At 71.0% G+C, this 24916-nt stretch carries 23 protein-coding genes; 14 read left to right on the forward strand and 9 right to left on the reverse strand.

The window, feature by feature from the left end:
• Positions 1 to 22: 22 nt before the first annotated feature.
• The 3 genes from V7Z82_RS07065 to fdxA are packed head-to-tail and all read right to left on the reverse strand — an operon-like array spanning position 23 to position 2210.
• Positions 23 to 532, reverse strand: coding sequence for a flavin reductase family protein (locus V7Z82_RS07065; RefSeq protein WP_334149490.1), 510 nt, complete (start codon positions 530 to 532; stop codon positions 23 to 25).
• Positions 529 to 1887: an FAD-dependent oxidoreductase gene (locus tag V7Z82_RS07070; protein ID WP_334149492.1), complete on the reverse strand. Its 1359-nt coding sequence runs from the start codon at positions 1885 to 1887 to the stop codon at positions 529 to 531. The genes V7Z82_RS07065 and V7Z82_RS07070 overlap by 4 nt, the downstream gene beginning before the upstream one ends.
• Complete coding sequence (gene fdxA, locus V7Z82_RS07075) at positions 1884 to 2210, reverse strand: ferredoxin (protein WP_334149494.1); 327 nt, start codon at positions 2208 to 2210, stop codon at positions 1884 to 1886. The genes V7Z82_RS07070 and fdxA overlap by 4 nt, the downstream gene beginning before the upstream one ends.
• Positions 2211 to 2293: 83 nt before the next feature.
• On the opposite strand from fdxA, the gene soxR reads away from it, so the two are divergent.
• The 6 genes from soxR (at position 2294) to V7Z82_RS07105 (ending at position 7644) form a co-directional block, all read left to right on the forward strand.
• Positions 2294 to 2791: a redox-sensitive transcriptional activator SoxR gene (gene soxR, locus V7Z82_RS07080; protein ID WP_334149496.1), complete on the forward strand. Its 498-nt coding sequence runs from the start codon at positions 2294 to 2296 to the stop codon at positions 2789 to 2791.
• A 161-nt stretch (positions 2792 to 2952) separates the two neighbouring features.
• A complete protein-coding gene (locus V7Z82_RS07085; RefSeq protein WP_334149498.1) occupies positions 2953 to 3306 on the forward strand; it encodes a carboxymuconolactone decarboxylase family protein in 354 nt (117 codons plus the stop codon).
• Between the two features lie 20 nt (positions 3307 to 3326).
• Positions 3327 to 4400 (forward strand): nucleoside hydrolase, encoded by a 1074-nt coding sequence (locus V7Z82_RS07090; protein WP_334149502.1) that lies wholly within the window; start codon positions 3327 to 3329, stop codon positions 4398 to 4400.
• Between the two features lie 3 nt (positions 4401 to 4403).
• On the forward strand, positions 4404 to 5687 hold the full coding sequence (locus V7Z82_RS07095; RefSeq protein ID WP_334149504.1) for an acyl-CoA dehydrogenase family protein: 1284 nt from the start codon (positions 4404 to 4406) through the stop codon (positions 5685 to 5687).
• Positions 5684 to 6952 carry an LLM class flavin-dependent oxidoreductase gene (locus tag V7Z82_RS07100; RefSeq protein ID WP_334149507.1) on the forward strand — a complete coding sequence of 423 codons (1269 nt, stop codon included), beginning with the start codon at positions 5684 to 5686 and terminating at the stop codon, positions 6950 to 6952. Before V7Z82_RS07095 ends, V7Z82_RS07100 begins: the two co-directional genes overlap by 4 nt.
• On the forward strand, positions 6949 to 7644 hold the full coding sequence (locus V7Z82_RS07105) for a hypothetical protein (protein WP_334149509.1): 696 nt from the start codon (positions 6949 to 6951) through the stop codon (positions 7642 to 7644). The genes V7Z82_RS07100 and V7Z82_RS07105 overlap by 4 nt, the downstream gene beginning before the upstream one ends.
• Before the next feature lie 79 nt (positions 7645 to 7723).
• On the opposite strand, the gene V7Z82_RS07110 is transcribed toward V7Z82_RS07105, so the two are convergent.
• Positions 7724 to 8977, reverse strand: coding sequence for an LLM class flavin-dependent oxidoreductase (locus V7Z82_RS07110; RefSeq protein ID WP_334149511.1), 1254 nt, complete (start codon positions 8975 to 8977; stop codon positions 7724 to 7726).
• The gene (locus tag V7Z82_RS07115) at positions 8974 to 11016 is read right to left on the reverse strand and encodes an acyl-CoA dehydrogenase family protein (protein WP_334149513.1); all 2043 of its coding nucleotides are present in this window, start codon (positions 11014 to 11016) and stop codon (positions 8974 to 8976) included. The genes V7Z82_RS07110 and V7Z82_RS07115 overlap by 4 nt, the downstream gene beginning before the upstream one ends.
• 145 nt (positions 11017 to 11161) lie before the next feature.
• On the opposite strand from V7Z82_RS07115, the gene V7Z82_RS07120 reads away from it, so the two are divergent.
• Entirely contained in the window at positions 11162 to 11626 is a 465-nt protein-coding gene (locus V7Z82_RS07120; RefSeq protein WP_334149515.1) for a hypothetical protein, read from the forward strand.
• A 172-nt stretch (positions 11627 to 11798) separates the two neighbouring features.
• Here V7Z82_RS07120 and V7Z82_RS07125 read toward each other — a convergent pair whose 3' ends face one another.
• Both V7Z82_RS07125 and V7Z82_RS07130 read right to left on the reverse strand, forming a co-directional pair.
• On the reverse strand, positions 11799 to 13007 hold the full coding sequence (locus tag V7Z82_RS07125) for an acyl-CoA dehydrogenase family protein (protein ID WP_334149517.1): 1209 nt from the start codon (positions 13005 to 13007) through the stop codon (positions 11799 to 11801).
• On the reverse strand, positions 13004 to 14383 hold the full coding sequence (locus V7Z82_RS07130; protein WP_334149519.1) for an O-acetylhomoserine aminocarboxypropyltransferase/cysteine synthase family protein: 1380 nt from the start codon (positions 14381 to 14383) through the stop codon (positions 13004 to 13006). The genes V7Z82_RS07125 and V7Z82_RS07130 overlap by 4 nt, the downstream gene beginning before the upstream one ends.
• Before the next feature lie 100 nt (positions 14384 to 14483).
• Here V7Z82_RS07130 and V7Z82_RS07135 point away from each other — a divergent pair, with 100 nt between their 5' ends.
• The 4 genes from V7Z82_RS07135 to V7Z82_RS07150 are packed head-to-tail and all read left to right on the forward strand — an operon-like array spanning position 14484 to position 19215.
• Entirely contained in the window at positions 14484 to 15239 is a 756-nt protein-coding gene (locus V7Z82_RS07135) for a hypothetical protein (protein WP_334149521.1), read from the forward strand.
• Positions 15236 to 16495, forward strand: coding sequence for an adenosylhomocysteinase (locus tag V7Z82_RS07140; protein ID WP_334149524.1), 1260 nt, complete (start codon positions 15236 to 15238; stop codon positions 16493 to 16495). Before V7Z82_RS07135 ends, V7Z82_RS07140 begins: the two co-directional genes overlap by 4 nt.
• Positions 16496 to 16546: 51 nt before the next feature.
• On the forward strand, positions 16547 to 17851 hold the full coding sequence (locus V7Z82_RS07145; RefSeq protein WP_334149527.1) for an amidohydrolase family protein: 1305 nt from the start codon (positions 16547 to 16549) through the stop codon (positions 17849 to 17851).
• A complete protein-coding gene (locus V7Z82_RS07150) occupies positions 17848 to 19215 on the forward strand; it encodes an NtaA/DmoA family FMN-dependent monooxygenase (RefSeq protein WP_334149529.1) in 1368 nt (455 codons plus the stop codon). Before V7Z82_RS07145 ends, V7Z82_RS07150 begins: the two co-directional genes overlap by 4 nt.
• A gap of 93 nt (positions 19216 to 19308) precedes the next feature.
• On the opposite strand, the gene V7Z82_RS07155 is transcribed toward V7Z82_RS07150, so the two are convergent.
• Entirely contained in the window at positions 19309 to 20298 is a 990-nt protein-coding gene (locus V7Z82_RS07155; RefSeq protein WP_334149531.1) for an NAD-dependent epimerase/dehydratase family protein, read from the reverse strand.
• A gap of 172 nt (positions 20299 to 20470) precedes the next feature.
• Here V7Z82_RS07155 and V7Z82_RS07160 point away from each other — a divergent pair, with 172 nt between their 5' ends.
• Genes V7Z82_RS07160 through V7Z82_RS07170 form a run of 3 tightly spaced genes read left to right on the forward strand, consistent with a single transcriptional unit; the run spans position 20471 to position 23486 of the window.
• On the forward strand, positions 20471 to 21715 hold the full coding sequence (locus V7Z82_RS07160) for a sugar ABC transporter substrate-binding protein (RefSeq protein WP_334149533.1): 1245 nt from the start codon (positions 20471 to 20473) through the stop codon (positions 21713 to 21715).
• On the forward strand, positions 21715 to 22662 hold the full coding sequence (locus V7Z82_RS07165) for a carbohydrate ABC transporter permease (protein ID WP_334149535.1): 948 nt from the start codon (positions 21715 to 21717) through the stop codon (positions 22660 to 22662). The genes V7Z82_RS07160 and V7Z82_RS07165 overlap by 1 nt, the downstream gene beginning before the upstream one ends.
• Positions 22659 to 23486, forward strand: a complete 828-nt coding sequence (locus V7Z82_RS07170; RefSeq protein ID WP_334149537.1) for a carbohydrate ABC transporter permease — start codon at positions 22659 to 22661, stop codon at positions 23484 to 23486. Before V7Z82_RS07165 ends, V7Z82_RS07170 begins: the two co-directional genes overlap by 4 nt.
• A 295-nt stretch (positions 23487 to 23781) precedes the next feature.
• Here the strand turns inward: V7Z82_RS07170 and V7Z82_RS07175 are convergent, their stop codons facing one another.
• The gene (locus V7Z82_RS07175; protein ID WP_334149539.1) at positions 23782 to 24735 is read right to left on the reverse strand and encodes an ATP-grasp domain-containing protein; all 954 of its coding nucleotides are present in this window, start codon (positions 24733 to 24735) and stop codon (positions 23782 to 23784) included.
• Positions 24736 to 24916: the final 181 nt, after the last annotated feature.

Raw genomic sequence — 24916 nt, forward strand, 5'->3', positions numbered from 1 at the left:
GCGGATCTCAGAGGTTCGGAGCTCAGATGGTGTAGTCGGATGCCAGGGTGTGGAAGCGGCGATCCAGGTAGACGAGGGGACGGCCCTGCGGGCCCGAGATGACGTCGAGCACCTCGGCGATCACGACGGTGGATGCGCCGACGGGCACGGTCTGCAGCGCTCGGCAGCGCAGGGCGGCACGAGCGGAGGCCAGGTGCGGCTCGCCGGTCTCGAGCGCCGTCCATCCCTGACTCGGCGTGAAGCGCTCTGCCCCGCTCGTGGCGAAGCTCTGCGCGAGCTCGGAGTGCTCGTCGTCGATCAGGTGCACGACGAAGCTCGAGGCCGAGAGGAGCGCCCCGGCCGAGCCGGTCGCCCGCGTGACCGAGAACACGATCGCGGCCGGATCGACCGACACCGATGCGACGCTCGACGCGGTGAGGCCGACCGGTCCGTCCGGGGTGGATGCCGTGATGATCGCGACTCCGGCGGGATGGGTGCGGAATGCCGCTTTGAGTCCTTCTCCGACCGCACTCGGCACGGGCTTCTCGGTCATCGTCCTGCCTCCGTCATGTGATTCCGCCCGGCGTGCGAGAGCATCTCGGCCCGGTCGACGATCTTCGTGCGCTCACGGCCGCGTTCCGCACCGGCGCCGCGTTCGGCGGCGTCGATCCGCAGCCACCCGTCCAGGTCTACCGCATCGACGAGGTGTGCGATCGGGTCGGCGTCGCGTTCCGAAACATCGGCGGCGTCGAGATCGTCGACCACGTGCTTCACCGTCTGCGCCGCATCCGATTTCGTCGAGCCGATCAGACCGACCGGACCGCGTTTGATCCAGCCGGTCGCGTACAGCCGCGGGATCGGGGTTCCGCCTTCGCCGAGCACCCGCCCCTCCACCTGCGGCACGACGCCGTTCTCGGCGTCGAACGGCACGCCCGGCACCGGCGTCGACCGGTACCCGATCGCGCGGTACACGGCGCCGACGTCGTAGCGCAGCAACTCGCCGGTGCCGACCATGCGGCCCAGCTCGTCAGACGCGGTGCGCTCCATCTCGATGCCGGTCACGCCGCCGTCGCCGAGCACGCGAACCGGGCGCTGGCGCAGGTGCAGATGCACCCGTCGCGAGGCCGTCCGGATGCTCCGATCGCGCGCGGCCCACTCCGTGAGCGTCCGCACGATGATCCGGCGCTGAGAGAACTGCGCGATCATGCGCTCGGCGTGCGCATCCAGCGCGACCTCGTCGGGATCGACGATGACGTCGACATCGTGCTGTTCGGCGAGCTCCCGGAGCTCGAGCGCCGAGAACCGCAGATCGGCCGGACCACGGCGCGCGAACAGGTGCACGTCGCGCAGCGGACTGGCCTCGAGCGATTCGAGGACGTGATCGGGGGTGTCGGTGTGCGTGAGGGCCGACGCGTGCTTGGCGAGGATCCGGGTGACGTCGAGCGCCACGTTGCCCGCGCCCAGCACGGCGACGGACTCCGCCGCCAGCGGCCAGTGCCTCGGCACATCAGGGTGCCCGTCATACCAGGCGACGAAGTCGGCCGCCCCGAACGAGCCAGGCAGGTCGATGCCGGGGATGTCGAGGCGCACGTCGAGGTCGGCCCCGGTGGCGATGATCACCCCGTCGTACACCGCGCGGAGCTCGTCGATCGTGATGTCGGCGCCGATCTCGACATTGCAGCGCAGTCGGATCCGCGGATCGCTGAGCACCTCATGCAGGGCATCCGTGATCTTGCGGATCCGCGGATGATCCGGTGCGACCCCGTATCTGACCAGCCCGTACGGCGCCGGCAGCTTCTCGAAGAGGTCGATCTCCGCGGTGGGCGCGAGGCCGAGCAGGATGTCGGCCGCGTAGATGCCCGCCGGTCCTGCCCCGACGATCGCGACGCGGGGTGCGAGCGCGCTCATTCGGCACCCTCCTGCGGCGGCAGCGCCGCGACGAACGGGTGATCGAACGAGTACATGCCGACCTTGGCGGCGCCGCCCGGCGAGCCGAGCTCGGCGAAGAACTCGACGTTGGCCGTGTAATAGTCCTGCCACTCGTCGGGCAGGTCGTCCTCGTAGAAGATGGCCTCGACGGGGCAGACGGGTTCGCAGGCTCCGCAGTCCACGCATTCGTCCGGGTGGATGTAGAGCGAGCGCTCTCCCTCGTAGATGCAGTCGACGGGACACTCGTCGATGCACGCACGATCCTTCACGTCGACACAGGGCAGGGCGATCACATAGGTCATCTGGCGGCTTTCCTCGGGATACCTCTACCGTAAAACCTCAAGTACGCTTGAGGGCAAATCCGACGAAATCGGGGTGGACCACCATGACCGCTGAACCGACCGCCGACCCGGGCGAGGGAACGCACCTGCACACCGCCGACGAGTTCCTCACGATCGGCGAGATGACCCGCCGCACCGGCGTGGCGGCATCCGCTCTGCACTTCTACGAGAACCTCGGTCTGATCGCCTCGACCCGCACCCCCGGCAATCAACGGCGCTACCCGCGGCACATGCTGCGCCGGGTCTCGCTCATCTCGGTCGCCAAGCGGCTCGGCATCCCGCTCGCCGACGTGCAGAGCGCATTCGCCGACGTGCCGCTCACCGAGACGCCGACGCATGCCGACTGGCAGCGCGCATCGCGCCGGTGGAAGCGCGAGCTCGAGAAGCGCCGCGAGGGGATCGAGCGGCTCGAGCGCGAACTGACCGGATGCATCGGCTGCGGCTGCCTGTCGATGAAGGCCTGCGGACTGCTCAACCCGGACGACGAACTGGCGAACCAGGGCGTCGGCCCGCAGCGTCTTCGCGGAGAAGACGAGGACTGAGTCGTCGCATGACCGCATGTTGCGCTCCGAGATGCGGTCGGATGCCGGGGGTCATAGCGTCGCGGTAGACCCCTGCTCCCTTCGTCGTGCCGTCGCGCCACCGCGCCAGGCATCCGCGTCGGGAGCACCGCCGGCATCCGAGACAGATGAGAGAGCAGAGCATGAGCGCATACTTCGACAGCGAGGCAGACAAGACCTACACGAAGGTCTACAAGCAGCACACCCCCGACATCCTCGCCGCCTTCGCCGCATTCGACAGCGCGGTGTTCGCACCCGACGAGGCGCGCGCGATCCCGCTGAAGTACCGCGAGCTGATCGCCCTCGCCGTCGGCATCACGACGCAGTGCGTGTACTGCATCGACGCGCACTCGCAGAAGGCCGTCGCAGCCGGCGCCGACGAGGCAGAGCTCGCCGAGGCGGCCTGGGTCGCGACCGCGATCCGTGCCGGCGGCGGATTCGCGCACGGCCGGCTGGCGTTCAAGCTCGCCGAACCCGCGCACGAGCACCAGCACTGATCCGGACGACGGAGAGAACCATGCCTTCGCCTGCCTTCGCCCCCGAGAAGCAGTGGATCGTCGTCGACACCGACACCGGCATCGACGACGCCCACTCGCTGCTGTACCTGCTCGCGCAGCCCGACGTCGAGATCGTCGGCATCACGACGATCTACGGCAACTGCTCGGTCGAGGACTCCGCCCGCAACGTCGCCGCCGTGCTCGACGTGGCGGATGCTCCCGGCATCCCGATCTACGGCGGAGCGGATGCGCCGCTCGACGGCGACGCGTCGATCGCGTGGTTCGTGCACGGGCACGACGGCCTCGGCGACCGCGGCCTGGTGCGACCTGAGCCGAAGCTCGAGGCGGAGTCGGCCGCCGACTACCTGGTGCGGATCGCGAACGAGTACCCCGGTCGGATCGACCTGCACCCGCTCGGTCCGCTCACCAACATCGCGCTCGCGCTCGAACAGGACCCCGAGCTGTTCCTGAAGTTCCGCTCGGTCGTCATCATGGGCGGCGCGGGACCCTACCCGGCAGCCGGCACCCCCACGGTCACCGATGCGAACACGCACAACGACCGCGCTGCCGCAGAGCGGGTGTTCGGCGCCGTCAACCGCGGCAACGTGATCATGGTCGGCGTGAACGTCACCTCGCAGGCGCTGCTCGAGGAGCACGTGACCGCGACGCTGCTCGACTCCGACCTGCCGTCCGCGCAGTTCGCCGGCACGATCCTCGACGCGTACAACGACTTCTACCAGTACAAGTGGGGACGCCGGATCTCGGCGGCGCACGACGGGCTGGCCTCGGTCATCCTGCACCGTCCGGAGATCGTGACCGGCTGGGTCGAGGGACCGGTCGACTTCACGCCAGCCGCCGGCTCGCTCGCGACGCGCGTCGCGCTCACCGCCGAAGGGCTGCCGCTGGTCTGGGGCACCCCGGAGGGGCCGTCGACCCGCGCGATCACGTCGTTCGACCTGACGCAGTTCCGTCGGCGCTTCGTGCACGCGCTCGCCTACGGGCGCACCCGGCCGGCGCTCGACGCCGCCGGTCGCACGGCACCCGCGAACTGGCCGAACTCGGGCGCCGCAGGCTCCGCGGGCGGGCAGGGCTGAGGGATGCCGGAGGATCTGCTCGCGTTCACCTCGGTCGCCGATGCGGGGTACGCCCTGGCGAACGCCGCCGAGATCGATGAGGTCATCGCCCGGATCGCGGCCGCGGCACCGGCGCGGGACCACGACGGCGACCCCGACCGCGGGCTGCGGGCCGACGTGCGCGAGCTCGCAGCGCTCGGCCTGACCGCCGCTCGACTCCCGGTCCGCGCCGGCGGCGCCGGGCTGACGTACCCGCAACTGGTCGACCTGCAGATCCTCCTGGCCCGTGCCGACTCGAACGTGACGCAGAGCCTCCGCACCCACTTCACGACCAGCGACCGCGCGGCCAGGGCGATCGCGCGCGGCGAGAACGACCCGGCGGCCGCGGAGATCGCGGCCGGGCGCGTGTACGCCGGTGCGACCACCGAGAGCGGCGAGAACGCGATCGGCACGGTCGGCACGACACTGCGGACGGATGCCGACGGCATCCTCCGCCTGAACGGTCGCAAGGCCTACGCGACCGGCACCGGCTATGCCGACTGGATCTCGGTGCTCGTCTCGGATGAGGACGGCCGCCACCTGGTGGCGCTCGTGCGGGCGGATGCCGACGGCGTCGTGCTGCACGACGACTGGGACGGCGTCGGGCAGCGCCTGACCACCTCCGGGACCGTCGAGTTCACCGACGTCGTCGTCGACCCTGACCGCCTGCGCGTCGGCGAGGGCTCGCGCACCGACCGCCTCGGCAACCTCGACGCCGTGCTGCAGCTCACGCATCTCGCGACGCTCGCCGGCATCGCGCTGCGCACCCGCGACGACGCGATCGCCTGGCTGCGGTCGCGCACCCGCACCTTCAGCCACGCATCGACCGCGATCCCCGCCGAGGACCCGCAGCTGCAGGAACGCATCGGGACGCTCGACGCCCTCGCCCAGGGCATCGTCGCCTCGGTGCGCGCGGCTGCCGCGCTGCTCGGGGCGGACCTCGACCGTCCACTCGAGGAGCAGACCGGCGACGGGCATCTCGCAGTGACCCGCGCCCAGGTGCTCGTGCCGTCGCTCGTGCTGCAGGCGGCGCAGAGCGTGTTCGACCTCGGCGGCGGCTCGCTCGTCGACGGCCGCCTCGCGCTCGACCGGCACTGGCGCAACGCCCGCACCCTCAGCAACCACAACCCGGTGCACCTGAAGGCCAAGGCGCTCGGCGAGCGCGCCCTGCTCGACGCCGACCTGCCGGAGATCTGGTACGTCGGCACCGGCCGGCTCGGCACGAATCGCAGCGCGACCGGCACCGATGCAACGGAGGCAGCCCGATGACCCGTCCCCTCGTGCTCGGCGCGAACGTCTACGACTACGGCACGGATGCCGGCGCCTGGCGCGCGCCGGGTGAAGACCCGCTCCGGGTGTTCGGTGCGGACTTCTGGCGCGACGCTGCTCGCACGGCCGAGGACGCCGGCATCCACGCGATCTTCCTCGCCGACACCCCTGGCCTCGCATCGAACCCGGCGATCCGTCCGAGCCGCCTGCTCGAGCCGCTTGCCGCACTGGCGACGGTCGCCGCCGAGACCGAGCACCTCGGCATCATCTCGACCGTCTCGTCGAGCTCGAACGATCCGGTCGAGCTCGCGCGCCGCCTGCTCTCGGTCAGCGCATTCAGCGGGTCGCGCTTCGGCTGGAACGTCGTCACGGGCATCACCGGTAACGCGATCACCGACTTCGGGTACGAGGCGGACCCCGGCCGCGAGGAGCGCTACGCCCGTGCCGAGGAGTTCGTCGAGGCGTACAGCGCCTTCATCGCCGCCGTCCGGGACGACACCGACTACCACCACACGGGCGAGCTGTTCGGCGAGCGCATCGCGCGCTCCGACCTCGGCGTCGACCCGGTGATCCGGGCGCTGCTGCCCGACGTCGCACCGCTCATCGTGCAGGCGGGCGGCTCGCCGCGCGGACGCCAGCTGGCCGCCGAGAGCGCCGAAGCCGTGTTCGCCGCCGAGACCGTGAAGGAGACCGCGGCCGCCAACGCCGCGGACCTCCGCGAGCGCGCCGCTGCACTCGGCCGCCCCGCGCCGCTCGTGCTGCCGGGCATCCATCTCGTCGTCGGCTCGACCGAGGAGGAGGCCGAGCGCCGCTTCTCGGTCATCCACGAGCGCAGCCCTGACGGCTATGTGCTCAAGCGCTTCACGGCCATGTTCGGCATCGACGGCTCACGCCTCGACCTCGATGCGCCGGCCGAGGAGGAGATCACCCGCCTGTCGGGTGACCCTTCCGCAGCCCCGATCGGGTTCCGCAAGGCGATCGCCGCGTACGGCGCTGCCGGCAACCTCACGGTGCGCGAACTGCTGCGCTACTTCGCCGGCTTCGGACACCAGCTGTTCGTCGGATCACCCGAGCGCCTGGTCGACATCATGACGGACTGGGTGGATGCCGGAGCAGCCGACGGCTTCAACCTGCTGTTCGACACCAACCCGTGGGGGCTGCGCGAGTTCGCGGAGCACGTCACGCCGGTGCTGCGCGCCCGCGGCCTGCTCGTGGAGCGCGGCGACGAACCGTTCACGGCCTGGATGAGAGGTGCACGCCGATGACCCGGATCCTGCGCGTCGACGACGCCACGCTCGCTGACTTCGCGGTGCGCTCGGGTGCCGGGCGCGACTCGCGCGCGGCACTCGGCGCCGAACTGGATGCCGCGGCCGACGTGCTGCTGCTCGGCGACCTCGACGGGGTCGCCCCCGATCGGACGGCCGCGGCGGGTGCGCTGCTGGCGGTCACCAGGCGGGTCGTGGTGGTGCCGATCATCGGTGCGCGGCAGCATCCGATCAATCTGGCTCGGAACGTCGCGACCCTGTCGAACCTCCACGCGCGGCGCATCGGCCTCGCCGGCGGTGACGCATCGGTGCTCGCCCTCATCGCCGGGCTGTTCGAGTCCTGGCCGCTCGACGCGATCATCGGGGATGCCGATGCCGGCGTCTACGTGGACGACTCCCGCATCCTGCGGATCGCCGACCCGGTGTTCCCCGCGATCGGCGGACCGATCACGGTGCCGGTCGACCTGGCGGACAAGCCGGTGACGGTGCTGCTTGCCGCATCCGGAGCCGTGGCCCGCGGCATCGACCTGGTGCTCGACGCGAGCGCGGTGCCGGTGTGGGGCGAAGGTGCCGTCGAGCGCGACGATGCCACGTCTGCCGGCGCACGCGCCGCGTTCGGGCTCGGTGCATCCGTGCCGTTCGCGTCCGGCTCTCCTGCGTTCGCCGGCGCCGGCCGGCTCGATCAGGTCTGAGGTTCGACGCTTCGACAGGCCCAGCGACCCAGCCGGGCGCGGCCCCCTGAGCCTGTCGAGGGGCCCGACGCCACCGAGCTCAGGGTCGGCGGAAGCGCTCCAGGATGCCGCCCTGGCCGTACTCGCGACGGAAGATGCCGCGGCGCTGCAGCTCGGGCACGACCTGATCGACGAAGTCGGTCAGCCCGGAGGGGAACAGGTCGAGCATGATGTTGAAGCCGTCGGCTGAACCGCTGCGGAACCAGGCCTCCATGGTGTCGGCGATCTGCTCGGGCGTCCCGGCGAGGAACCGCTGGCCGTAGCCGCCGAAGTCGCGCAGCAGGCGTCGCACGGTCGGGCGCTCTGCGCGGATCCGCTCGACGAGCACGCGTCGGTAGGCGGTCGACCACCCGGCATCCTGCTGCTCCGCGTCGAGCAGCAGCTGCTCGGGAACCTGCTCGTCGATGTCGAGGCCCGAGAAGTCCGCGCCGAGCGCCTTCGACAGCTCGTTGAGACTGTACGTCGCCGGCGCCAGGTGCTCCCAGTGATCGAAGCGATCCCAGGCCTCCTGCTCGGTGCTGCCGATCACGACGGCGAGCCCGGGGAACACCCGCACGTCATCGGCCGATCGTCCGGCTTCGACCGCATAGCCGCGGATCTTCTGCCGGTGCTCGGCAGCTGATGCCGGGTCGTGGTCGACCGAGTAGACGCCATCGGCGACGAGGCCTGCCAGACGCCAGCCGGGCTCCGATCCGCCGGCCTGGACGATCGCCGGACGGTCAGCCACGAGGTGCTCCATCTCGAGCCCTGCACGCACCGAGAACGAGCCGTCGTGCTCGACCAGATCGGCAGTGCCGGCGGTCTCCCACAGGCGCTTGACCACCGTCACGAACTCCTCGGCACGGGCGTATCGCACCGCGCGCTCCGGCAGCTCGGAGATGCCGAAGTTGCGCACGGCCTCCGGGTCCCAGCTGGTCACCGCGTTCCAGGCGAAGCGTCCGCCGGTCGCGGTGTGCAGCGCCCAGAGGCGCCGGGCGAGCTCGACCGGCTCGTTCAGTGTGGTCGAGGCCGTCGCGACGAAGCCGAGGTGCTCGGTGGCCGCGGCCATGGCCGGCACGAGCACGCCGGGGTCGAGGTACTGCACCGGACGGCTGCGCGGATCGGTGATCGCCGGACGGTCGGCGAGGAAGATCGCGTCGACCAGGCCGCGCTCCGCGATGCGGGCGACCTCCTGCCAGTGCGCGAGGTCGACGATCGCATCGGGACGGATGTCGGGCGCACGCCAGGCGGCTGGACGCTGCCCGACGCCGAGCACGTTGATGTTGACCGTGAGCAGTCGCTGGTCGTCGGTCATGATGCCTCCGTGTCGCTGCCGCGCTCGAAGCGGGCGGATGCTCCCGGCAGCTCGTACAGTGCCGGCACGGGGAGCTGCAGTCGCGCGCGCAGGGTCTGCGGGGTGGTGGTCTCGGCGGCCGGAAGGGATGCCGCGATCGCGAGCAGTCCGTCGACATCGGCGACCACGTGTCCAGCGGCGAGCACGTGACCGGCGGCGTCAGCGTACGGCAGCACCCAGGCGTCGCCGCGCACGAGCAGGTCGACGAAGCGGTGCACGTCGTCGAAGCGCCGCGACGACACCGTGACGGGAAGCTGCTGCGGGCTGCTCGGCACGTTCAGCGGCCCGGCGGTCGGAAACGCACCCTCGGCGTTGATGCGGCGGATGCGCTCGACCTGCGAGAAGTGCTCGGCCGACGCATCGGCGGCGATGCTCTCGAGCGGCCAGCTGCGCAGCAGCTGCTGCACGACGCGGATGCGGTCGCGCTCGGATTCACTCTCGACGAAACCGTCCTCGGTGGCGCCGTCGTCGAGCACCCAGGCCGTGCGCCCTCCCGAGAGCTGCTCGAGCGAGGCGATGCGGCGCGCCAGGTTGTACGGGTGCCCGGTGACGGTGAGATCGGCCGTGCCGATCGCGAACCAGGCGGTGGGCAGCCGGTGCAGCAGCGTCGCGATCGCGACGGCGGCGTCGAAGTGGGCGCCGGGCCGCTCATCGAACTGGAACAGTGCCGGCTCGCGGTCGCGGAACGCCGCGGCGACCTGGTCGAGGGCGCGCGGGTCTGCCGTGAGCCTGGCGGCGAGCGCCGGATCGACACGGAGGACGGTCAGCGGACGGATGCCGTCGGCGATCGCCTTCTGGACGGCGGCGGCCCGTTCTCCTGGCTCGGCGATCCGGTCGAGCGCGTACAGCTCCCGGTCTGCGATCGCACGGAGCCGGTGCAGCACCGGGTTGTGCGTCGAGAGGGTCTGGGCGTTCCGCCAGAAGCGGTCGAGCCGCAGCGTGCTCCGCAGGTCGGCGGCCTCGGCGTTGTCGTCGAGGAACGAGGGCAGCGTCATCAGCCGGTCGGCGGCCTCGATGGTCTGCTCCACGATCACGGCCTGCGCCTGGAACACGGCGTTGACCGCGTCGTCGGCGAGCTCGGCGGCATCCGCATCCCCCGCGATGATCGCCTGGTGCGCGATCTCGCTCAGACGCCCGATCTGGCCGAGCGAGGCGTGCGACGAGGCGGCGAGCGCACTGATGCGGCCGTACCCCTCGAGCACCAGGATCGGCGATCCGCCGTGGGCGCGGTCGATGCGTGCGACGAGGTCGGCAGCGGCGGCGCGCGTGGCCTCGCCGATGCCGACGAGCACCGCGAGCAGGATGAGCTGCTGCCACCCGGGAGTGCCGAGGTGCTGCGTGTCGAACGGCGCGACGTCGTCCGGGTCGACCGGAGCGCCGTCGAGCACGGTCGTGCCGCTGGCGGTGGCGCGCTGTCCGAACCCGGTCCAGTCGTCGAGCAGGGTGACACCGGGAGCGGTCGTGCGCAGGGCTGCGATCACGAGCTCACCCGCATCATCGACCGCGCTGTACTCGAGCCAGTCGGCGTACCGGCTGCCGGTCGAGTAGAACTTGCGGCCGGTCAGTGTCGGCGCTCCGCTCTCGGTCGAGAGGCGCGTGGTGAAGACGCTCGGGCCCGAGCCGTCTGCCTCGGTCCACCCCCCGCCGATGATCTCGCCGGCGGCGACCCTGGCGATCCACCGGTCGCGCAGCGGTCCGGCGGGCGCCTTCACGTGCCGCTCGGTCGCGAGCACGTGGGTGCGCCAGCTCTGCGCGAGATTCGAGTCTGCCGCGGCGATCGCGACGATCGCGTCGAGCAGGTCGAGCACATCGCCGCCGAGTCCGCCCTCGGCGACCGGGACACGGATGCGGCCGAAACCGGCAGCGGCGAGGCGGGTGAAGAAGCTCTTCGGGAGCTCAGGGGCATCGGCGATGCTCGCCTGACGGATCTGGTCGAGGAGCTCGGGGATGCCGGGGGTTCTCCGCGCCCAATCGAGGGAGCCGAACGGACGGGAGGTCATGCTCTTCAGCGTAGCCAGCGTCACTCGGTGCGGGCGCCCATGTGAACGCGCATGACGGCAGGATCGGATGCTGTTCGGTACAGTCGGAGCTTCCGCACCCGATCCGCACGGACCCGTATTCCGCGCGTCCGCGCCGAGGAGAATCATGCCCGTCGACACCGCTCCCGTCACGCCAGTCCGTTCGCGCGCCGCCGCGCTCGGCGCTCCGTGGAACGACGGCGCCGGAGCACGGGCGCTCGGCCTGGTGCTGGATCACGCCGAGCTGATCGCCGAGGTCACCGAGACGGGTGTGGCGCAGACCGCGGCGCGCACGCGTCGGCAGCAGCACGGCAACACCGAGCGGGCGGCCGACGATCCGCAGTTCCTCCGGGTGCTCGCGGATGCCGCAGCGCGCTCGGCCGTGGCATCCGCCGCCGCCGACTCGCTGGTGCAGCGGGCAGCGTCAGGCGCAGCATCCGTCGAGGACGCCGAGCTGATCGCCGCTGGCCTCGCTCCGCTGGCGCGTGAGGCCGTGCGCGCCCTGTTCGAGACCCTCGGCGCCTCCAGCACCCTCACCGAGCACGGCCTGCACCACTTCTGGACCCGGCTGCACGAGCTCGAAGCCCGCTGACCCTGCGGCCCCTTCGACAGGCTCAGGGACCCAGCTCAGGCGCCCCCTGGGGTGCTGAGCCCGTCGACGCAGCCGTCCCAGCACCCGCTGCGGCTCCGGTCGCAGTCGACGCCGCCCCAGGCCCCGAGAGGCGGCAGGAACCGCGACCGGAACCGGCGCTGCGGCGCCCGGGTCAGGTGTAGAGCGAGAGCGGCTGCCTCGTGCCGAGCAGGAAGTCCGCTCCGACCTCGAGCTTCTTGTAGTCGATCGGGTCGTGCAGCGAGTGCGTGCGGACGTTGCGCCAGTGCGCATCGAGCCCGTGCTTGGCTGCGGTCGAGCTCGACCCCGTCGCCTCGAACACGCGGTTCGCGACGTCGACGGCCGTGTCGCTCGAGACGACCTTGAGCTGCGCGACCCGGATCGCGATGTCGCCGCGCGCCCGCTCGTCGACCTCGGCGCCGCGCGCGACGACTGCGTCGTACTCCTCGTTCACCCGGTCGGCGAGGGCCTCGATCGCGGCGACCTGCGCCACGAGCTCACCGTAGAGGCGCTGCACGAAGGGGTCGTCGCGGTACTTCTCGGCCGAGCTCAGGAACCATGCGTTCGGCCGCGCGTTCGTCAGCGCGCGTGCCTGGTCGAGCGCACCCTGCGCAATGCCGAGGTAGAGGTTGCCGAACATGAGCTGCACCGCCGGGGTGAGCAGCGCCTGGAACCACTCGTCGGTGCCGTAGCCGAGCAGGTGCTCTGGGCCGACGGGCACGTCGTCGAAGCGAACGGTGTTGCTCGCCGAGAGGCGCTGCCCGAGGAAGTCCCAGTCGTCCTGCACCTCGACGCCCGGGTGTCCGGCCGGCAGCACCAGGAACGCGAAGCGTCCGGCATCCGGACCCGAGTCGACCACGGCGTTCACGAGGATCACATCGCCGACCGAGGACCCCGTCGAGAAGCGCTTGGTGCCGACGAGGCGGAAGCCGTCGCCGTCTGGTGTGAGGCTCAGCGTCGGGTCGACCGGATTGACCGAGTCGCCCCACAGCCAGGTGCTCCGGATGCTGCGTCGGAACCAGTCCTCGCGATCGGCGGCATCTGCGACCAGCGCGATCGTGGCCGAGTTCGCGTAGTGGTAGCCGAGCAGCTGGGCGATGCCGGCATCCACCCTGGCGATCTCGCGCACCGCGATGAACGCCGACGACCAGTGTCCGCCGCCGCCGCCGAACTCTGCGGGGTCGAGCAGTGTCGTGAGCCCTGAGCGCTGCAGCAGCGCGGACTCCGCCCGTGGCACGGCGCCGGCCCTCTCGCGCTCCAGCACGTCGACAGCGAGCTCGGCCGCGACGTCCTGCGCGACCTGCCGCCAGTGCGCGTGCTCCTCGCGGGTGGCGACGCCGGTCCACTGGCTGCGGGCGGTCATGACGCCGCCTCCGTGCCTGCAGCGCCGTCGAGGTGCGCGGTGACCGCGGCGAGCGCACTGTCGAGGTCGGCGATGAGATCGGCGACGGTCTCGATGCCGACCGAGAGGCGAACCAGCCCGTCGTCGATGCCGAGCTGCGCGCGCAGCTCCGGCGTGAAGGAGAGATGCGTGGTGGTCGCCGGGTGCAGTGCCATCGAGCGCACGTCGCCGATGTTCGTCATGCGGCTGAACACGCGCAGGCTATCGATGAACACCTCGGCGCCGGCACGACCGCCGCGCACCGTGACGGCGAAGACCGATCCGGAGCGTCCGTCGAGGGTGCGCTGCGCGACCTCGTGCTGCGGATGCCCCGGGAGTCCGGCGTAGTCGACGTATTCGACGGCCGGATGCTGCGCCAGGAACTCGGCGATCGCTCTGGAGTTCGAGACGTGCCGCTCCATCCGCAGCGACAGCGTCTCGATGCCCTGCTGCAGGAGGAACGCGTGGAACGGCGAGAGCGCCGGTCCGAGGTCGTTCACGATGCCGCCGCGAACGAACTGCTCGTACGCACGAGGGCCGTGCGCCTCGAGGGCGGATGGCACACCGGGAGCCGGGGATGCCGTGATGCCCGAGAAGTCGCGCGGGCTGCCCGCCCAGTCGAAGGTGCCGCCGTCGACGACGATGCCCGAGATCGCGGCGCCGTGTCCGGTGAGGAACTTCGTGCCGGAGTGCACCACGATGTGCGCACCCTGCTCGATCGGGCGGACGAGGTAGGGCGTGCCGATCGTGTTGTCGACGATGAGCGGGATGCCGTGACGCTCGGCGATGCGGGCGACCGCGGCGATGTCGACCACGTCGTTCTTCGGGTTCGGGATCGTCTCGGTGAAGATCGCCTTGGTGTCCGGCCCGATCGCGGCCTCCCACTCGGCCTCGTCGGTTGGGTCCCACACGTAGTCGACGCCGACGCCGAAGCGCGCGAACGACCGGCCGAACAGGATGCGGGTGCCGCTGTAGATGCTCGCGGTCGACACGAATCGGTCGCCGTTGCCGACGATCGAGAGGATCGCCGCGCTGATCGCGGCCTGCCCTGACCCCACCACGATCGCGCCGACGCCGCCCTCGAGTGCGGCGATGCGCCGCTCGGCGACGCCGTTCGTCGGGTTGAGGTTGCGCGAGTAGATCTGCCCGTCCTCGCCACCGAAGCGACGGGTGCTCTCGTCGAACGAGTCGAAGCGGAACGCGGCGCTCAGGTAGATCGGCGCGGTGCGCGAGCCGTACGCGGGCTCGTCGAACTCGCCGGCGTGCACCTGGCGGGTGTCGAAGCCGAAGTCGGTCCAGTCGTACACCGGCTCGAGCACCTCGTGCGGGACGGATTCGGGAGGGATGCCGTGGCTCATTGCCCCGACGCTAGACAACGCGTGCGTCTCGCGCGCGCCCGGGCGTCATGAGAGGTCACAGACCGGCATCCCGTGAGCGCGAGCGCGTAGCGTCACCAGCGTGATCGCAGTCCCCTCGCGAGCCGCGGATGCTCCGCCCGCCGGCTTCCCGCTCGCCGCCGCCGCGGCATCCGCGCACCCCTCGACCGAGCCTCGTACGATCGGCTGGCGCTTCCCCGGGCTGCCCGCTGTCGTGGCTGATGCGGCGAGCACGTTCTGGAACGTGACGGTCGTCGCAGACGACACCGCGCCCGACCCGCGCGACGGGCAGGCGTTCTCCGCGCTGCTCGCGCACGCTCGCTCCGAGCAGGTCGTCCGCGCCCTCGCCGGACGCACGAACCTGGTGCTCCCCGCAGCGACCGCGCTCGTGGTCGGCGACGGGCAGATCGCCGAGACGATCGCCGCCTCGCTCTCCGCCGGCGGCTCCCGGATCATCCGCGCGATCGACGCCCCCGTCGCGCGACTGCGGGCGCACCTCGCGGGCACTCGCACCTTGACGGCATCCGGTTCCCTGCCTGCTGCCGACCTCCTGATCACGACCGGCGAAGGACACGCTCGCGTCGATCCGGCAGCCCGGTCGGGGGTCGCGATCGACGCGTCGCTCGACGGGACGGGGCTCATCCCGGCATCCGGCGAGACCGTGCGTCCGTTCGTGCAGCGCCTCGCTCCCCGCTCCTGGCTCGTGGACCCGCCGGAGTCGTTCACGGCGGCCGACGGCGGCCCCGGCCGCATCGCCGATCTGCTCGTCGCGCTGTCGATCCTGCGGGCGCACACCGATGACGCAGACAGCGCGCTCGCCGAGCTGGAGCTCTCATGACCGGGCGGATCGCCGACCCGAGGCTCTGGCGCGAGGGCGCTGAGCGCATCGCCTGGGCGCGGGAGTTCATGCCTGCGACGACCGCGATCGCCGCCGAGCTCGCGGAGTCGGGGCGCGTCCGCGGCATCCGCATCGCCGTCTCCGACGTGCTGGAGCCGAAGACCGCGACGGTCGCCCTGCTGCTCGCCGAGGCAGGCGCCGATGTCGCGGTGTCGTGCGTCGGGCGCGACACCGACGACGCGGTGGCCGCGGCCCTCGTGCGCGCCGGCATCCCCACCTACGCGCAGCGGAACGCCTCCGAGACGGACGACCGCGACAACGTGCTCGCACTCCTCGACCACCACCCCGAGGTGATCGTCGACGACGGTGCGGCGACGATCCGGCTCGCGCACACCGAGCGTCCAGGCATCCTGCCCGCGATGGCCGGTGCGACCGAGCAGACCACGAGCGGCGTCCGCCCGCTGCGCACCATGGCGCGACTCGGCGAGCTGCGCATCCCGATCGTCGCCGCGAACGACGCCCGCACGAAGTCGCTGTTCGACAACGCGCACGGCACCGGCCAGTCCGTCGTGCTGGCGATCGCCGACCTGCTCGACCGGCCCTGGGCCGGCACCGAGGTCGTGGTCGCCGGCTTCGGCCGCGTCGGCAGCGGCATCGCCAGGCACGCGGCGGCGCTCGGCGCGCACGTCACGGTCGCCGAGGTCGATCCGGTCGCAGCGTTGCAGGCGGCGTTCGCCGGCTACGCGGTCGAGACGCTGTCGGATGCCGCGGCCCACGCCGACGTGCTCATCTCGACGACCGGGATCGCCCACACCGTGGCGCTCGAGCACCTCGAACGCCTGCCGGACGGCGCTGCCGTCGCGGTCGGCGGCGGCGCGTTCCAGGAGATCTCGCTGCTGCACGCCCGCGAGGCCGGTGCAGTGGAGACCTCGCGGGTCGGCGCCGTCTCGATGCTGCGGCTGTCGAACGGGCGCAGCATCCGCGTGCTCGACGACGGCCACTGCATCAATGTGAGCGCGGCAGAGGGCAACCCGATCCAGGTGATGGACCTGTCGTTCGGCGTGCAGCTCGCGGCGGTCGACCACCTGCTCGCATCGCGCGGCACCCTCACGCCGACCGTGCACATCCTGCCCGCCGCGGCCGACGACCGCGTCGCGGCGCTCGCGCTGCGCGCCTTCGGCGGCGGACTGGATACCGTCTCGACCGAGCAGCGCGACTACCTGACGTCGTGGCGCCCGCGCGACATCACCCCCTGACCCTCGACCAGTCAGCACCCGACCCGTCGAACCCGAACAGACCGGATCCGCATGAGCAGCATCACCCTCCACCGCGCGCGCACCGTGCTCCCCGTCGCCACCCCGCCGATCGCCGACGGCGCCGTCGCCGTGCGCGATGGCCGCATCGTCGCCGTGGGGACGCACGACGTCCTGACCGCCGAACTCGGCGATGCCGTCGGCGAGCGCCATGAGTGGGACGGTGCCCTCACGCCAGGGCTCGTGAACGCGCACACCCACCTGCAGTACACCGACATGGCCGAGGTCGGCCGCGGCTCGTATCCGAGCTTCGAGACCTGGGCGCTGGCCTTCGAGCGGGGCTATCGCGTCGAGCACGACTGGGCGGCCTCGGCAGCCGAGGGCGTCCGGCTGTCGCTCGAGGGCGGCACCACTGCGGTCGCCGAGATCGTCACCGACCCGGCAGCCGGCAGCGCGGTGCACGACGCCGGCCTGCACGGCATCGTGTTCTGGGAGGTGTTCGGCTGGAAGCGCGCCGCCTGGGAGCTCGACGGCCGCGATCGGGTACTCGCCCAGCTCGAGGCACTGCCGTCGCCACCCGCGACCGGATTGTCGCCGCACGCGATCTACTCGCTCGACACCGACGTGTTCCGCTCCCTGCAGCAGCTCGCCGAGGAGCAGGGCGTCCGCCTGCACATCCACGCCGCCGAGTCGGCATCCGAAGACGAGTTTGCCCGCTTCGGCACCGGTCCGCTGGCCGATCGCTGGCGCGGGCTCGGGCACTCCGACATGCAGCTGCTCTCGGGCAACGGCTCCGGCAGCGGCGTCGTGCACTACCTCGACACGGTCGGCGTGCTCACCCCGCACTCGCACCTCGCGCACGGCATCTACGTCGACGCCGACGACCGCGCGCTCCTGCGCGAACGCGGCGTCTCGGTGGCGCTGTGCCCGCGGTCGAATGCCGTGATCGGACTGGACGCGCCGCCGATCGCCGCGTACCTGCATGAGGGCAACCCGATCGGCGTCGGCACCGATTCGCTGTCGTCGTCGCCGTCGCTGCACGTGCTCGACGACGTCGCCGAGCTGCACCGCCTGGCCCAGGCGCAGGGGTACACGGGCGACGACCTGCACGCCAGACTGCTGCACGCGGCCACGGCCGGCGGTGCCCGCGCGCTCGGACTCGGTCTCGGCAGCGGCCCAGCACCGAGCGGCTTCCTCGCCGCCGACGCGCGAGCCGACCTCGCGGTGTTCGACGTCGCCTCGGCAGACCCGCGCGACGCCCTGGCCGAACTCGTCGAGAATGCCCCGGCGGCGGTCGCCACCATCGTCGACGGACGCACGCTGTGGACCACCGCCCTCACGAACGGAGCGAACCGATGAGCGAACGACGTCCCCTGATGTACGGGCTCTACGAGCAGGCGTGCGTGGGCAACGGCTCCGGCGCCGTGAGCCTGTGGACGCACCCGGCCGACGAGCGACTCGGCGCGACCTCGCTGAAGTACTGGCTCGACCTCGGACGACGGGCGGAGGATGCCGGCTTCGACCTGTTCTTCTTCGGCGACGTGCTCGGGCTGTACGACACCTATCGAGGTGGCGCCGCGACTGCCCTGGAGTGGGGTGTCGAGCTGCCGGCGCACGATCCGCTCATGCACATCCCCGCACTGGCCGCCGTCACCGAGCGCATCGCCTTCGGCGCGACCGTGTCGACCACCTATGAGCACCCCTTCGCGCACGCGCGCCGCTTCAGCACGCTCGACCACCTCACCGCCGGCCGTATCGCCTGGAACATCGTCACCTCGTACCTCCCCGGTGCCGCCGCGAACTTCGGGCTCGACGTGATGGCGCACGACAGCCGGTACGACCGCGCAGACGAGTTCCTCGAGGTCGTCTACGACCTGTGGGAGCGCAGCTGGGAGCCGGGCGCCTTCGTCGGCAGCAGAGCGCAGCGTCTGTTCGCCGACCCCTCGAAGGTGCACCGGATCGACCACGAGGGCACGCACTTCACGGTCGCCGGTCCGCACCTCAGCATCCCCTCGCCGCAGCGCACGCCCTACCTGATCCAGGCCGGCTGGTCGCCACGCGGCCGCGAGTTCGCCGCCAGGCACGCCGAGCTCATCTTCGTCGGCGACTCCGACCCGCAGGCGATCAAGGCGGGGCTCGCCGGCATCCGTGCCCGTGCGGCCGAGCTCGGTCGCGACCCGGAGCAGATCCGCGCCGTGGTCGGCATGAACCCGGTGATCGCCCGCACCCGCGTCGAGGTGCAGGAGAAGCTCGACGGCTACCAGGCGCACTATAACGCCGACGCCCAGCTCGCCGCGTACGCGGGGTGGAGCGGCATCGACTTCAGCACCTATGCCGACGACGAGCCGATCGCCAAGCAGAGCACCACGCACACGCAGACGAAGGAGACGAGGACGGATGCTCCGCCGCTCACCGCTGGCGATGTGCGGGCGCGGTTCGCCTCGGTGACGGCCTTCGCCGACGACCGCTACATCGGCACGCCGGATGAGGTCGCGGCGAACATCGAGGAGTTCGTCGACGAGTCCGGGGTCGACGGCTTCCTGCTGCACCAGTTCCTCTCCCCTGGCACGCTCGACGACTTCAGCGAGCTGCTCGCGCCGAAGCTGCGCGAGCGCGGACTGTTCGGCGGGTTCCCCGACTCTGGCACGCTTCGCTCGCGGCTGCGCACCGACGGCTCCGATGTGCTCGGCGCCGACCACCCCGCCGGCGCTCGGCGGCGCTGACGCCGCCACCCTTCGACACGCTCAGGGACCCAAGGCGGGCTCAGGGACGCAGAGGCGAGGCCCGACTGGGTCGCTGAGCCCGTCGAAGCGACGTCACCCGCGGACGGCCGCGATCATCCGATCCAGGTCCGCGTCGAGCTGCGCATCGACGACCTGCAGCGCCGGCGTCGCATCGTGGTGGGCGATGATCTCCTGCGCGCCGATCCAGAACGGCACGATGGGGCGGAACTCAGGGATGAGGGTGCGGATCTTCGTGTTGTCGAACACCATCGGGTGCATCCGGTCGCCGAACAGGTCGGCTGACCATTCCGGCTTGACGCGCGCGATCACTTCCGACGGCACGTGCACGAGGTCGGCCTGCACGCCGGCTGCCTCCCCGAGCCAGGTGGTGATCTGGTCCCAGGTCGGGGCGTGATCGCCGGTGATGTGGAACGTGTCGCCGATGACATCGCGCCGTCCGAACAGTCCGACGAACCCGACGGCGAAGTCGGTGGTGTGCGTGATCGTCCACGGTGTCGTGCCGTCGCCGTGCACGACGACCGGCCGCCCCTCGCGCATCCTGGCGATGTCGTTCCACTGCCCGAGCGTCGGCAGCCGGGTGTGGTCGTAGGTGTGCGACGGGCGCACCACGGTCACCGGGAAGGCGTGCTCGCGATACGCAGCCGTGAGCAGGTCTTCGCATGCGATCTTGTCTCTCGCGTACGCCGAGAACGGGTTGCGCAGCGGGGTCGACTCCGTGATCGGGTATCGCAGCGGCGGCTTCTGGTAGGCCGCGGCGGAGCTGATGAACACGTACTGCCCGACGCGGCCGGCGAACCGATCGATGTCGGCTTGCACGTGCGCCGGCGTGAACGCGGTGAACTGGGCGACGACGTCGAACTCCCGGTCCCCCAGCACGCTGCGCACCGCCGCATCGTCATGCACATCGGCCTGGAGAACCTCGACCGAGTCGGGCAGCGGACGCTCGTGCGACCGCCCGCGGTTGAGGACCGTGACCTGGTGCCCGAGCGCGACCGCCCTGGTGACCGAGGCCGCGCTGATCACGCCGCTGCCGCCGATGAAGAGAATGCGCTGAGCCGTCATCCACCGATGCTAGCCGCGCGTCTCATTACGACGATGTGCGTCAGATCATTTCGTCATGTTTCCGCGAACGAACACGCCCGGGCGCGCGTCCACGAGACTCATGCCACGGCATCCGCCGCCCTTCTCCCGACGATCGGTCACAGCCCGGTCGAGCTAAGGACCCCCCGCCCTCATGAGCATCCTCCGAACGCGCCCGTCCCGCGTCGCTCTCTCCGCCTCCGCCGGACTCGCGACCGTCATCCTCCTCGCCGGCTGCGCCGGCTCGACCGCACCGGCCGAATCCGACGGCGACGCCGGCTTCGAGGGCGTCGAGCTGACCGTCTGGAACAACATCGACTTCGACCCGTACCAGACGCTGCAGAAGGAGTACTTCGAGCAGTGCGCCGCAGATCTCGGCATCACGGTCGACGTGCAGACGCTGTCCGGTGACTACACGACCAGCCTGCTGCAGGCCGCGAGCTCGAAGTCGCTGCCCGATGTCGCGCTGCTGAACACCGACACGCAGCTGCCGCAGCTGGCGGCGCAGGGCGTGCTCGCCGACCTCGGCGAGCTGGGACTGACCACCGACGGCCTCGCCGACTCGGTCGCCGACCTCGGCCAGTACGACGGCACGCTCTTCGCGCTCCCGGTGCAGGTCGAGGACTACTCGGTCTTCTACAACAAGGAGATCTTCGACGCGGCCGGCATCACCGAGCTCCCCACCACCTTCGACGAGCTCATCGCTGCGGCCAAGGCCACCACGAACGCCGAGCACTACGGCATCGCGCTGCCTGGCATCGCCGGTGACGGCTCGACCTCCTCGTACTTCCTGCCGTTCCTGCTCAGCGCCGGTGGCGACCCCGCCGAGGTGACCAGCGACGGTGCGGCCGCCGCGATCGACCTCTACAAGACCCTCGTCGCCGACGGCAGCCTGTCGAAGGAGTTCGTGAACTGGGGCTGGGACGGCATCGACCAGTGGAAGTCCGGCAAGGCCGCGATCACGGTCTCCGGCCCCTGGAACCTCGTCGACACGAGCCTCGGCTTCGAGTACGGCACCTTCCCGATCCCGGCGGCCACCAGCGCTGACACCAGCAGCGTCGGACTCCTCGGCTACGGTTACGGCGTCGCCGTGCAGGCCGACGAGAAGCGCGAGAAGGCGGCGGCAGCGCTCGTCGAGTGCCGCACAGCGGAAGAGAACCAGATCGACACCGCGGTGCAGGGCGGCTACGTGCCGGCGCTGACCTCAGCGCAGGACGCGTTCGTCTCCGAGGTGCCGGCGGCAGAGGCCTTTGTCACCCCCGTCGAGAACGCCTTCAACCCGGCATCCCTCGGCACCGAATGGAACGCCCTGCAGCAGAAGTACGTCGACGCGCTGCAGAACGCGACCGTCAACGGCGTGAGCGCCGAGGAAGCGTTGAGCAAGGCCGACCAGGGCTGATGACCGCAGTCACAGCGGCGCCGAAGCGGCCGGAGACCACCGTCTCCGGCCGCTTCGGCCTGACCCTCGTCCGGCGGCGGAACGTGGAGCTGTGGGCGTTCCTCGTCCCGGCGATCCTGTTCTTCGCCGTGTTCTTCCTGTTCCCGCTCGGGTACGGCGTGTTCATGAGCACGACCGACTTCACGACCGGCACCTTCATCACCGGCGAGGCCCCGTTCGTCGGGTTCCAGAACTTCCTCGACATCTTCCGCGCCGACGCGACCGGCATCGCGATCGTGAACACGCTCACGATCACCGTGGTCGCCGTCAGCGCAGAGCTCGTGATCGGGCTCGGACTCGCGCTGCTGTTCACACGGCGCTTCCCCGGCAGCCGCTGGCTCCCCGCGCTCATCCTGATCCCGTGGCTGCTGCCGGCGGTCGTGGTCGCGACGATCTGGAAGTCGCTGCTCGCCGGTGACGGCGCGATCAACGACATCCTCCGCACCCTCGGGCTGCCGAGCAACGCGTGGCTGGCCGACCCGACGACCGCGCTCGCCTGCGTGATCATCGTGGCCGTGTGGGCGAGCCTGCCGTACTGGTCGACGATCCTCGCCGCTGCGCTCAAGCAGGTGCCGGCCGAGCACCTCGAAGCGGCCTCGCTCGACGGCGCCGGTGCCGGCAAGCGGCTGTGGCACATCATCATCCCGAGCATCTGGCCGGTGATCTCGGTGCTGGTCGTGATGAGTGTGGTGTTCAACCTGCTCATCGTCGACCTCGTGCTCGCGCTCACGCAGGGCGGCCCGGCCAACAGCACCATGACGCTCGGCGTGCTGTCGTACCGGGCGGCGTTCACGACCTTCGAGTTCGGACAGGCCGGTGCCTACGGGATGCTGCTGCTGGTCATCAGCCTCGGCTTCGCGATCGTCTACACCTGGCTGTCGGCGCGGCGGGAGCGTGCCGAGCGATGACCCCGCACGCCCGACGCCGCCCACGCGGCTGGTTCTGGACGATCCTCACCGTCGCGATCCTGATCGTCTACCTGTTCCCCGTGTACTGGATGGTCTCGGCGTCCCTCCAGCCCGGCGCGAACTCGACCGACACCGCATGGTTCCCCTCGAAGGCCGCCATCGACGGCTACGTCGATGCCTTCGAGAACGGCGGCCTCGAGGGATTGCGGGTCAGCCTGATCACGGCGTTCGGCTCGGTGCTGCTCACGCTGATCGTGGCCGTGCCGGCCGCGTACGCCCTGAGCCGGCTGCGTTCGCGCGCGGTGAGCCTCGGACTCGTCCTGCTGCTGCTGGCGCAGATGATCCCGAGCATCGTGCTGGCGAACTCGTTCTATGCGATGTTCAACACCTGGGGCGTGCTCAACAGCTACATCGGGCTCATCCTGGCGAACTCCACCGCCGGCATCCCGTTCGCGATCATCCTGCTCCGCTCGTTCATGCTGCGCCTCGACACCGAGGTGATCGAGGCGGCGACCCTCGACGGGCTCGGTCCGCTCGGGGCGCTGTGGCGCGTCGTCGTACCGCTGTCACGCAACGCGATCATCACGGCAGGCGTCTTCACGTTCCTGTTCTCGTGGGGCGACCTGCTGTTCGGGCTCACGCTGGTCACCAAGACCGACATGTACCCGGTGACGGTGTTCATCTACGCGCTCGCGAACTCGAACCTGAACACCTGGGCGGCGACCATGGCGGCATCCCTGATCGCCAGTCTGCCAGCGCTCGTGCTGGTGCTCGCGGCGCAGCGGTACGTCAAGGAGGGCGTGATCACCGGCAGCGGGCGATAGGCGGCCAGGGCGGGAGGACCGGCCAGGGCGGGAGGACCGGCCTCTGCGGCCCGATCGTCGGGCTTCTGCTGCCCGTCAAGCGTGCACGGTGCAGGGAGTCGTCACGGATGCAGGGACGAACGGCCGGTTTCTCCCTGCATCCGTGACTTCTCCATGCCGATGGAACGACGGGTGCGGCGGACGGCCGAGTCCGCGATGTGGCAGAGCGGCGGAGCGGCGGCCGCGAACGACTCAGACCGCGAACGACTCAGACCGCGAACGACTCAGACCGCCAACGACTCAGACCGCCAACGACTCAGACCGCGACCGGCTCCGTCTCGCGGGCCAGCAGCCCGCCGAGGAACCGGGCGATCGTGCCCGGCCCGGAGACCGCGGCCCCTGCCTCGACGTCCGGGTTGTAGTTCGTGTTCGTGTTGACGTCGTAGGTGACCAGTCGGCCGTCGACGGTCTCGATGAACTCGATGCCTGCGACCGTGATCCCGGCGTCCTGCAGGAAGGAGCGGTACTGCTGGACGAGCGGATGCTCCGCCGTGATCTCGTCGCGGATGCGGAACAGCGGCTCGGGCTCGACCCCGTCGGCACCGGGCAGCGCGCACGCCTCGGCCGGGCACAGCTCGAAGCTGCCTGCGCTCGTGTCGACCCGCACGGCGTAGACGAACTCACCGCCGGCGAACTCGACGCGCGTGACGAAGGGCGCCGCTGCGAACAGGTTCTCCTGCAGCAGCGTGATGCCGTCGGGCGATGCCTCGAACTCGGGGCCGTCGACCCAGGCGTCGAATTCATCGTGGCTGTCGTGGCGGCGGACGCCGAGGCCCTTGCCGCCCTGGTTGTGCTTGCTGATGAAGGGAGCGGTGAACTCGCGGGCCCGCTCCTTGAGTGCCGCAGTGCCGAAGACGGCGACGGTGCGGGGCACGACGATGCCGGCGCGCTGCAGCGCCGCGTGCTGGGCGGCCTTGCTCACCTCGAGCTCGAGCACCGGGCTGCCGTTCACGACCGTGCGACCGGCTGCCTCGAGCCAGCGCAGGACGGCACGGCCGTACTCCTTCGAGTCGCCGTGATCGCGCGTGTGCGCCGAGGCGCTCAGGCGTGACCAGAAGACACCGGCCGGCGGCTCCGCGTTCAGGTCGATCGACCCGTCGGTGAGCAGCCACTCCTGGGCCGGCACGCCCTCGGCGTCGAAGGCCGCGGCGAACGGCGGGAACCATTCGGCGTTCTCGTGGATCACGTACACGCGGGCGTCAGCAGTCATACCTCTCACGCTAAGCCGTTCCAGGAGCCGCGGCGCCGTGAGCGTCATACAGCTTCATCTCCGCGGCACCCCCCGCCCTGCCGAACCACCCCTGTGTGTGCGAGCCACCCCCTTGTATGCGCCCACAAAGGGGTGGCTCGCACAGAAGGGGGTGGCTCGGCAGGGCAGGGCAGGGAAGGGC

The sequence above is a fragment of the Microbacterium sp. genome, assembly GCF_036823965.1.
Lineage (GTDB): Bacteria > Actinomycetota > Actinomycetes > Actinomycetales > Microbacteriaceae > Microbacterium.